General features: G+C 54.0%; 3 protein-coding genes. 2 read left to right on the forward strand and 1 reads right to left on the reverse strand.

Annotation, left to right across the window (positions count from 1 at the left end; translation table 11 throughout):
- Positions 1-376: transposase (locus MLE27_RS17830; protein ID WP_480017373.1), on the forward strand; the 376-nt coding region annotated here is incomplete at its 5' end.
- Between the two features lie 57 nt (positions 377-433).
- Here MLE27_RS17830 and MLE27_RS17835 read toward each other — a convergent pair.
- Positions 434-1990: a polysaccharide deacetylase family protein gene (locus tag MLE27_RS17835; RefSeq protein ID WP_243313984.1), complete on the reverse strand. Its 1557-nt coding sequence runs from the start codon at positions 1988-1990 to the stop codon at positions 434-436.
- A 502-nt stretch (positions 1991-2492) separates the two neighbouring features.
- Here MLE27_RS17835 and MLE27_RS17840 point away from each other — a divergent pair.
- On the forward strand, positions 2493-2813 hold a 321-nt coding region (locus tag MLE27_RS17840; protein ID WP_243313988.1), incomplete at its 3' end, for a transposase.

Consider the following 2813-nt stretch of genomic DNA (forward strand, 5'->3'; position numbering starts at 1 on the left):
AGCCCGGCGCGCCGTGTACAACAACCGCGCCCGGATATCGTCCGAGGTTGGAAAGTCTCTGGGAAGGTTGCGAACGGAACTTGTGGAGCGCAGCTTCGAGCATACCCGGGACCGCTCCGGCGGGATGCGTCGGGTCTGGCTCCGGGGCCGGGAGAACGTCCAGAAACGCTATCTGCTCCACGTGGCAGGCTTCAACCTCGGCCTGCTGATGCGAGTCAAGACGGGGTGCGGCACCCCGAGGGGTTGGGCCGACGCCTGGTTTGCGTTGATCTGGACAGATCAGCACCCCTCACTGGCCTGCCTGGCCATCGTGATCATGGCCCAGGAGCGATGCTGCGCAATCATGCCCTTCGCGATCATCGGAAAGGGAGATTAGCCGAAGACAGCCTTTTGCAACGGGCTGCTAAGCGGGGGCAACTCCAAGTGATGCGTCTTATTGCGCGGTGAGCAGCAACGTGGATATTCCTCCTACCGGGGCCACGGGTGGAGCCTTGCCCACCGCTACGAACGTGTAGCCCTCAGCCTGGATGCCCTCTACCATCTCTTTAAGGTAGGATATATCCAGGAAAGGATGGAAGTAGCACCCGGCCCAGCCGTCGCGCACCACCTTCACGAGCCGCGCCAGTCCAACGGCGTCAGCAGGCAGACGCGGTGGGATCTCATACGGGCTTATGTAGTTGCAGGTCTCTGGCAGGCGTTTCGTACCGTAGGCGTCGCGCTCCATTGGGTACGGAGCATACTGTTCTCTGAATTGATAATTCCCGTTGGAATCTTGTGCGAAATAAACGCCTCGATCCAGTGCCAAGGGGAAATAACGTGCAAATACTGAATAGTCCATGGGCGAGGCGAGGTAATGTGGCGTGAGCCAAGCCACAGGGGAGAGGTTGCTCTTCTTGAGCAGGCTCAAGCCCATGGTTATCCGGTCTGTAACCCACTGTTCGCTATCCTCTGGGATGAAGCCCACGTAGCGCTCTGATCCATCGGTCCTGCGAGCAACCCGGTAGAACTCCCAATCTTCAGCTGTCACGCCACTATCAGGATTCTTTATGCTGGAGTACTGGTGCGTGTATCCATGCATGACAATACGCCCGCCTCGCTTAATCATGTACTGTACGGCCGCGAGTGCCTCAGGGGCCTCGGACCATGTGGAAGAGTACGGAGCTCCGTAGACGTGACGCGGATCCTCATATTGGGGGATCAAACTGATAGCGAATGGAACCCTGCGTGAATACAGATAATCAGCGATGGCCCTGAGTTGCGTTGGGTCTTGGTGCGTGTGTACATCCTCTATTCGAAGCACTGCTTGGTGGCTTTCGGCCACACCGCTTTCAAGTACGTCATGCAATATATCGCAAAATGCCAGTGCTCTATCCGCGTAAGAAACATTTTCAAAAGGGTTGTCAGCAATGAAATACAGATTTTTCGAGCGCAAGATATAAGGTGCAGTCTCGTTTACGCTCTTCGCCAAAGCGAGCACCTCCGTATCGGCTCTCGTCTCTAGCGTGACCACTGCCAAGTCCCCTCCGGCACGTGGTAGCCAGGTACCTTTGTACTCCACACTAGCCCACTCCAAAGTGTTGACCGTCTTCACATAGGAGAGCCCGAACTTATTTTTGAACTGTTCCTGAGTGTTCCCCCAAGAAACTTTATGCAGATTGTAATTTATCCAGAATATTTTGGTATCTGTATTCAACAAATCGCCTATGAAACTTTGACTCAGAGCCGCATTGAACGTTGTTCCGAGATAAAAAACAACGTCGTAGGCCAAGGACTCATTTGCTGTATATGCATCAACTGGATGCGAAACAACTTCTGCGTTGAAATGACTGAGTATATTCTTTAACTGTATCGTTGAAAGTTCACCGCTCCAGGCCCTTGATCCTGTTCCATCGTAAACGATGAGCACTTTTTTCAACTCTTGCGACCAGCTTGTCGCTGTAGCCATCAGCACAATAAGAACAGTAAGATATACAAGCCTAACGAGATTCATGCTCAAGCGCCTCACTGCATCTATTTATATAACGTTCGGCAGAAGGCATATACCTTATCGAGGCGCTTCTTGTATATAGATAGACGTTGTTTTTTTTGTCGCCCAGGGATAAAGTAGGGAATACCTCTTCACAAAAGTGGGGACACCCCCATAAAACTGGACACCTTACAGTTACTGAGAAGCGAATGGACCGTGATCAACCGCACTGCCACCGACTTAGCAATAACCCCGACTGCCAACCCTGGCAGGCTCGGGCGTCTGCTTGGAATCCGTCAGATAGACGGACTTCACGGGTTGAACACTCGCCCACATGTGTCCCTGTCCGTATGCTGGTGACGTTGCCATGCGCCTTGAGGCCCTGAGTCGCGCGCGTAGTTGTGCATGATATGAGCTTACGGCATGCAATTGTAGCGGTCCAGGGTTTCTTGGACAGTTAGCTGCGTGTTGAAAAACACTGCCAAGTGACCGAGAATCCGGCCATCGAGCGGGCGGAGGTGAAGCGATGGGTCTTGGCCGTCAGGGCGACCAGCAAGGGAAGATGTATTTGGCCTGGGATGAAATTCCCAGTTCACGCGGACACGCCTTTTACGACCGTCTCCAGCTGATCCTACGTAAGTCCGGCTTCGACGTCTTCGCCGAGAAGCTGTGCAACCCCTTCTATTCCGACAAGGGCCGCCCATCGATTCCGCCCGGCCGGTATTTCCGGATGCACCTCATGGGATATTTCGAGGGCATCGAGAGCGAGCGCGGGATTGAGTGGCGGTGCGCCGATTCGCTCTCGCTTCGGGATTTTCTTCAGCTTTCATCCAGCGAATCCGTGCCG

The organism is Fundidesulfovibrio agrisoli, from assembly GCF_022808715.1.
GTDB classification, from domain to species: Bacteria; Desulfobacterota; Desulfovibrionia; order Desulfovibrionales; family Desulfovibrionaceae; genus Fundidesulfovibrio; species Fundidesulfovibrio agrisoli.